1 protein-coding gene is annotated in these 9,248 nt (G+C 35.3%); it reads left to right on the forward strand.

The features are described from left to right. Positions 1-660: 660 nt before the first annotated feature. A partial coding sequence (locus tag BT107_RS17220) for a beta strand repeat-containing protein (protein WP_139254345.1) occupies positions 661-9,248 on the forward strand: 8,588 nt, incomplete at its 3' end.

A 9,248-nucleotide genomic window follows, 5' to 3' on the forward strand; every position in this document is an offset into this window, starting at 1 on the left:
TTGTATTTACTTTACTTATGTAAGCTGTTTTTTTTTCTTTAAACTCTGTTAACCTAGGTTCTTTTAAATTTCTCCATTCGTATACAAAAAGTGCAGCTTAATACTTAATATCTAAAATAAAACCTTATTCCTATAGACAAAATTAAAGCTAATATATATTTTAAAAAAAGTATAAATAAATGTCTGCAAACCAAAAGAGAGGTTAAATAAAATGAACCTTAATTTAATTTTAACGTACGTATACTAAATATGTAAAAACAAAAACAAAGGTTTTCACATACAATAAATGCTATTTCACAACATAAATTAATTCAAAAAAGATAAAATTTTTAATTTTTATATATTTAGTTATATCAAATAAAACCTACAAAAAAAATACACATTAAGTAAAATAACGAGAAAAAATTGATATAACTCTAAAAAAAACAACTAACTAATAAACAAACACTTAACTTAATATTTACTTATAATACAAATTATATAACATATAACAACTTGTAGTTTACTCAATAAAAAAACATAACATTTACACTTGAAAAAGTGTAGTATTATTACTATAATTACAATATGCAATTTTCTACATTTTATATGGAAATAATAAAAAATAAATTCTAATATTTTTTTCTAATATTAATAGAGTTCCCCACTAAAAATAGACCTATGAAAAAAAAGTACTCACAGTCCCTAAAATTATTTTTTCTTACCAAACCTACGTTATTATTTATTACCAGCTTTTTTACTGCTTTGGTTTGTTACCCTATAACACTTAATGACTCTCATAAAGACAAATCAGAAAAAAATATCTATGCAAATCCTGTATTAGATTTAAATTCAAATACTCCCGGAAACAATTATCAATTTAATGTAGATCCTACTACATCAAATGTGTACCCTATAAGTATTTCTCCCACTTTAACTTCTGATGTAGGTACTATTTTGAGTGCCACCATTTCTTTATCGGGAGTGGTTGACTTTCCAAATGAAGAATTAATTTCTTTTAATGATGGTAGTGGTTTTACTCTTTTTTACTTAAATGGAACCCCTCCATACCCTTCTAATACCTACAATTTTGGAGGTACAAGTATTTTAGTAACCCAAACATCGGGCACTACTTTTTTAATAACAGAATCCTCTGGTAATCCAATACCAAATACATCTTTTGAAGCATTTATTGCAGGAACTTATTATGGAAATTTATCTAGCTCACAAACTGACGGGCTTAGAACTGTTGACATACAGGTTACAGATACAAGTTCTCAATCTAGTACCTCACAAACTCTAATTAATGTTTATACTGCCCCTATAGCATACGATAATATTAATAGTATAAGCGCTAGCTCTACAGGTACAGTAACAGGAAATGTATTAACAGATGGTACTGCTGATACTGGGAATAACATTTTTGTTTCTGAGGTTGATGTATACCCAGCACAAGTTGGATCTGCATACAATACTTTATATGGTAGCGTAACTATACAACCAAATGGTAATTATACATATGATGTAGATGAGAGCAACTCATCTGTTACTGGCTTAAAAAATGGAGAAATCCTGCAGGATATTGTTTCTTACACTATAACAGATCAAGATGGTTTTATTGATTATGGAATTTTATCCATAACAATTAACGGAGTAGATGAAGCCCCTATAGCCCTAGACAATACAGACGAAATAACTGTGGTTGTAGAAAACGATGTCTCAGGTAATATAATAACTGACATTGGGGTTGATGGAGCAGATTATGTAGATAGAGGTTTAGCAACTTTAGTTTGGGAAAACCAATTTGCAAACGGAGAAACTGTAAACGGAAAATCGAAAACAATTGGTGGTGTGCAACTTGGTTTTACATCTACAGACCCTTCATCTATAGGTACGGTTAACAATCAAATAGTTTTAACTACAGCTACTAATGGAGGGCATACAGGCTATTTATTATATAATATTGATGCCACTACAAACCCCTCTGGAGATACAGAATTAATTATAACTTTTAGTGAACCGGTGTTTAACTTAGGTTTTTTAATTACCGACATAGATTATTCCCAAAGTACAAACTGGCAAGATCAAATTACTATTAGAGGTTCTTTAGACGGTACTGCCTCTAACTTTACTTATGTTACAACTGGTGGTGTAGTTAATACTGCTGGCAATAAATTTTATGGTACAGGAAACGCTATTGAAAGCGATGCTACCGGTAACGTTAATGTCTTTTTTAATGAACCTATAAACCAATTAAGACTTGGCTATAATTACGGACCTAATGTTACAGATGCAGATCCTACTTCTCAGATAGCAGGTATTTCTGATATTTACTGGCAAGGTGACAACCCAGACATACAAATTACTGAAATAGATGGCAGCAATTCTAATGTAAATGTTACTTATACAGGCACATATGGTACTATAACCGTAAATAACGATGGTAGTTACACCTATACTCCAGATACTAATAACACTGCTGTTTCTGGTTTATTAATTGGTCAAACACTTACCGAAACCTTTCAATATAGATTGTCTGATGGTTCTAACTCTGATACCGCAGATTTAATTATTACTCTAAAAGGAAATAAAACTCCTCCTACAATAGACATTACTACACCCATAGAAGGTGATGATGTGGTTAATGCTTCAGAAGATAATGATGTTACTATCTCTGGTACTACTACTGGTATTGAAGACAACCAAATTGTTACTGTAACTTTTTCTGATGGCACAAATACTGTAACCACAACGGCTACAGTTTCCGGTAATAATTGGACAGCTACAGATGCAGATATTTCTGGTTTAACTAACGGACCAATTACTGTTACTGCAGATGTAACCGACCTTGCAGGAAATCCGGCAACGGATAATGATCCTGTAACATTGGATAACACAACGCCTACAATAGATATCACTACACCTATTGAAGGTGATAATGTTGTAAATGCGTCAGAAGATAACGATGTTACTATTTCTGGTACTACTACTGGTGTAGAAGATAACCAAATTGTAACCGTAACTTTTTCTGATGGTACAAATACTGTAACTACTACTGCTACAGTTTCCGGTAATAATTGGACAGCTACAGATGCAGATATTTCTGGGTTAACTAACGGACCTATTACTGTTACTGCAGATGTTACTGATGTAGCATTAAATCCGGCAACAGATAATGACCCTATTACTTTAGATAATACATTACCTACAATAGATATTACAACGCCAATTGAGGGTGATAACATAGTTAATGCTTCAGAAGATAATGATGTTACAATCTCTGGTTCTACAACTGGTGTCGAGGACGGACAAACGGTAACTGTAACTTTTAGTGATGGTACTAATACTGTAACTACTACTGCTACAGTTTCCGGTAATAATTGGACAGCTACAGATGCAGATATTTCTGGTTTAACTAACGGGCCTATTACTGTTACTGCAGATGTCACAGATACGGCACTTAATCCTGCTACAGATAACGATCCAATAACTTTAGAAAACACAGTACCAACAATAGATATTACAACTCCTATTGAAGGTGATAATGTGGTAAACGCAGCTGAAGATGGTGATGTTACTATTTCTGGTACCACTACAGACGTTGAAGACGGACAAACTGTAACGGTAACCATAAGTGATGGTACAAATACGGTAACTACTACTGCTACAGTTTCCGGTAATAATTGGACAGCTACAGATGCAGATATTTCTGGTTTAACTAACGGACCTATTACTGTTACTGCAGATGTTACAGACGTAGCTTTAAACCCTGCAACTGATAATGACCCTATTACTTTAGATAATACATTACCAACAATAGATATTACAACGCCAATTGAAGGTGATAATGTAGTGAGTGGAAATGAGGATAATGATGTTACTATTTCTGGTACAACAACTGGTGTAGAAGATAATCAAACCGTAACCGTAACTTTTTCTGATAGCTCAAACACTGTAATTACAACTGCTACGGTTAGTGGTGGTACTTGGACCGCTACTGATGCAGATATTTCTGGGTTAACTAACGGACCAATTACTGTTACTGCGGATGTTACTGATGCCGCTCTTAACCCTGCTACAGATAATGAACCTATTACACTTGATAACTCATTACCAACAATAGACATTACAACACCTATAGAAGGTGATAATATTGTAAACGCAGCAGAAGATACTGATGTTACTATTTCTGGTACAACAACTGGTGTAGAAAATAACCAAACAGTAACCGTAACTTTTTCTGATGGTACAAATACTGTTACAACAACTGCTAATGTAATTGCTAATGCTTGGACCGCTAATGATGCAGATATTTCTGGATTAACTAACGGACCAATTACCGTTACTGCAGATGTTACAGACGTGGCTTTAAACCCTGCAACTGATAATGACCCTATAACGTTAGACAACTCAATTCCTGTACCAACAATAGTCATAAATAATGTAACAGCAAACAATCTTGTTACTGCTTCTGAAGCTTCAAACAACATTCCTATAACAGGTACTGTAAGTGGCGATTTTAATACAGGAGATACTGTTACTTTAACTATAAACGGAATAGATTATACAGGAACTGTAGATTCTGGAGGTGTGTTTAGTATAGATGTTCCTGGTTTAGAACTTGAAGAAGATGCTGACTTAACAATAGAAGGTAGTGTTACAACAACTGACGCTGCAGGAAACTCTAATTCTGCCTCTACCACAAAAACCTATAATTTAGATAATGATGGCGATGGTATAGCTAATAACATAGATGAAGATGATGATAATGATGGTATTACAGATGTTGTAGAAGGTATAACAGATTTTGACAACGATGGTGTTCCTAATTACTTAGATCTAGACAGTGATAATGATGGTATTCCTGATGTTGTTGAAACCGGAAACGGAAGTTTAGATACTGACGGCAACGGCTCTATAGATGAATCTGAAAGTCCTGCCGGTACAAACGGTATACCTAATGCAGCGGAAGTTGGTGGTGTAGATGGTGCTGGAGTTTCCAATATTCCTGTAAATTCAGATGGCATTGCTGGTCCTAATTATCTTGATATTGATTCTGACAACGATGGTATTAGAGATTTAGTAGAATCGCAAACAGATACCGGATTGGTACAGCTAACCGGTAACGATACCGATAATGATGGTATAGATGATGCTTTTGATGCCGATAATGGTGGGAGCTTTACTAATGTACCAGAAAACACAGACACAGATGCTTATCCAGATTATTTAGATTTAGATAGTGATGATGATGGTATTATTGATAATATTGAATGGCAATCTACTTCTGGATACCTATCTCCATCTGCTGATACTGATGGTAATGGATTAGCAGATAATTATGAGACTTCACCAGGGTCTGGGCAATCTATTTACCAGCCAGATAATAAAGATGGTACAGATTCTCCAGATTTTAGAGATTTAGATTCTGATAATGATGGTTTAACTGATTATGTAGAAGCTTATGATCTAGATGGTGATAATATTGCTGACACTTTACCAACAAATACTGATATTGATAACGATGGTCTAGATGACGGTTTTGACAATAGCACAACTGAAACTAATGGAATTGCTGATCCTAACGGACCTACAAATAGCAATCAACAAGTAACAAATTTCCCTAATGATCAAGATCCATTTACTTCTGAAGTAGATTTTAGAGATCCAACAACACACGTAGATTCTATTGACACAGATGGTGATACTGTAAATAATGATACAGATATTGATGATGATAATGACGGAATTTTAGATTATGTAGAGTCTTTAGGATTTACACCTACAGATACAAAAGGTGATGCTTGTGATATTCCTCCTGGTTCATTTAACGGTGGTGCTTATATAGGAGGTACAGGCTCCGGTGCTGGTACAGTAGGTGCAGAATATAGATTTTCTACCGTTGTAACTTCTTCATTAGGGATCTTAGATGCTATTGTAAGAATTACAGACATAGATAATGCTACATTAGCTTCAATAGATGACAATTCATCTGGTACTGCTAACGCATGGCAACCTAGCTTTACAATTGGTGGTACTGTTGGTGCTACAGGTGGTATATCCTTTAATGTTCGTTTAGTTGCAACAGGAACAGATTTTCAAGTAAACTTAATTAGATTTGGTGGTGTTATTTATGACATTGATGGAGCTAATAATAGAGAAAGTGTTACCCTAACAAGACCAGGATTGTATGCTATAGATAGCAATTCGTTACTTACAGTTTCAGAAAATTTAGCAACAGGTACCGCAACTTTTCAAGGGCCTGCAAAAACTTGGGATGATGTTGATTTTGGCCCAAGGTTAGCTGCTTATTTTAATTTCTATGAAACTACAAACTTAGATATTACTTTTAGTGGTGAACTATTAACTACGACTTCTAATGTTTACTTAGGTTCTGTATTGTTTAAAACTTGTGATATTAACGGTTTATTCACTCCAAATAACACTACCTCTTCTAATAATACTGATGGCTCTGGAACTACTGCTTCAGGGCCTGGAACAGCTCCTGTTTATACTATATACCAAGGTATAGATAGTGATAATGATGGTATAGAAGATCATTTAGATATTGACTCTGACAATGATGGTATTCCAGATAACGTTGAGGCACAACCAACAACAGGTTATGTGGCTCCTTCAAATACTTTTGACGTAAACGGTTTAGATACAAATTATCCAAACGGTTTAACTCCTGAAAAGACAGATATGGATCCAACACCTGATTATTTGGATTTAGATACAGATAATGATGGACTAAGTGATACAGAGGAAGCAGGGTTTAATTCCCCTTCAAACAATTTAGATTCTGATGGTGATGGACTTTTAGATGAGTTTGATGATGTAGATACTTCAGGTGGCTTGTTTGATCCTAATGATGATCAAAATAACGGAGCATCAGACCTGCCAAATATTGCTATAAATGCAACAACAGAAGTAGACTACCGTGAAGCTGGTATAGATGATAATGATAATGATGGCATTCCGGATTCGGTTGATTTAGATGACGACAATGATGGTATTCTAGATACGGCAGAAAGTCCTGGCGGTGTTGATCCAAGTGCTGACGATGATAATAATGGCACTCTTAATTTTAAAGATGTAAATGCTACTAATGATCTTAACAATGATGGTATTGTAGATGCATTTGATACTGATGGTGATGGAGTTCCTAACCATTTTGATTTAGATGCTGATAATGATGGTATTTATGATACTGTTGAAGCAGGAAGCAACCAACCACATACAAACGGAATATTAGATGGTGCTGTTGGCACAGACGGTGTTCCAAATAGTGTACAAGATAGCGGACAAGAAAACAGCGGAACAGTAAATTATACACTTGCTGATTCTGAAAGTACTCCAGACGGAATACCTGACTTTTTAGAATTAGATGCTGATGGCGATTTATGTAATGATGTTACTGAAGCTGGTTTTACAGATCCTAATGGAGATGGTATACTTGGTGACACGCCAACAACTGTAAATGCTAACGGAATTGTTATTGATACTGATGTTACTGATGGCTATACCGTTCCTAACAACCAAGACAGCGCAAGTAATTCGCAGTACGATTTTCAACAACCTGGAGTTGCTCCTACTATTGCTAATGCTGCAGACCAACCACAAGACATTATTACAAATGCAGATACATCTGAGTCTTTTTCTGTTACTGCTACAGGAACAAACCTATTGTACCAATGGCAAGTAGATGATCAACTTGGTGGTGGTTTTGTAGATATTGATGACACTAATACTTCTGATATTTATACCGGTAGTACTACTCCTACCCTAACCTTAACAGGTATAACTGTTACTCAAAATGGTTATCAATATAGAGTTATTGTTTCAGAACTTTCATATGTATGTTCTCCTGCTATATCAAATAATGCTTTACTAACAGTAGATGTTACTAATCCTGTTATTACAATAGATATTGTTGCTACAGATGATATTATAAATGCAGTAGAAGATAATTCACTTGTAACAATCTCTGGTACTACAGATGCTGAAGACGGACAGACTGTAACTGTTAATTTAAACGGAAACACATACACAGCAACTGTTTCATCTGGAGCTTGGACTTTGGACATTACTGCAGCAGATGCTCAAGCACTTGATGCTTTAGAAACAATCACAGCTAACGTATCTGACCTAGCTGGTAACCCTGCTACCCAAGCAACAAGAGATATTATACACGATGTAAATGCCACTATAGATATTACTACACCTATAGAAGGTGATAATATTGTAAATGCTTCAGAAGATAATGACGTTACCATTTCTGGAACTACAACTGATGTTGAAGACGGACAAACCGTAACGGTTACTTTTGACGATGGCGTTAATCCTGTTGTTACAACAACTGCTCTAGTAAATCCTGATGGATCTTGGACAGCTACTGATGCAGATATCTCTGGACTAAATAATGGAACAATTACTGTCAGGGCAGATGTTGAGGACATAGCCGGAAACCCTGCAACAGATAACGATCCTATAACATTAGAAAATACAATACCAACCATAGACATCACAACTCCTATTGAGGGTGATAATATAGTGAATGCGTCTGAAGATAATGATGTGATTATTTCTGGTACTACAACTGATGTTGAAGACGGACAAACTGTAACTGTAACTATTTCTGATGGTACAAATACTGTAACTACTACTGCTACAGTTTCTGGTAATAATTGGACAGCTACAGATGCAGATATTTCTGGTCTAACTAACGGACCAATTACTGTTACTGCAGATGTTACTGATGTAGCACTAAATCCTGCTACAGATAATGACCCTATTACTTTAGATAATTCATTACCAACAATAGACATCACAACGCCAATTGAAGGTGATAATGTGGTAAACGCAGCTGAAGATGGTGATGTTACTATTTCTGGAACAACAACTGATGTTGAGAACGGACAAACGGTTACTATTACTTTTTCTGACGGTACAAATACAGTAACTACAGCGGCTACTGTAACTGGTAATGCTTGGACTGCTACAGATGCAGATATTTCTGGTCTAACTAACGGACCTATTACTGTCACGGCAGATGTTGAGGACATAGCCGGAAACCCTGCTACAGACAACGACCCTATTACGCTTGAAAATTCACTACCAACCATAGACATCACAGCTCCTATTGAGGGTGATAATATAGTTAATGCGTCTGAAGATAATGATGTTACCATTTCTGGTACTACTACTGGTGTAGAGGATAATCAAATTGTAACGGTAACTTTTTCTGATGGTACAAATACTGTAAC

The sequence above is a fragment of the Cellulophaga fucicola genome, from assembly GCF_900119145.1.
GTDB lineage: Bacteria > Bacteroidota > Bacteroidia > Flavobacteriales > Flavobacteriaceae > Cellulophaga > Cellulophaga fucicola.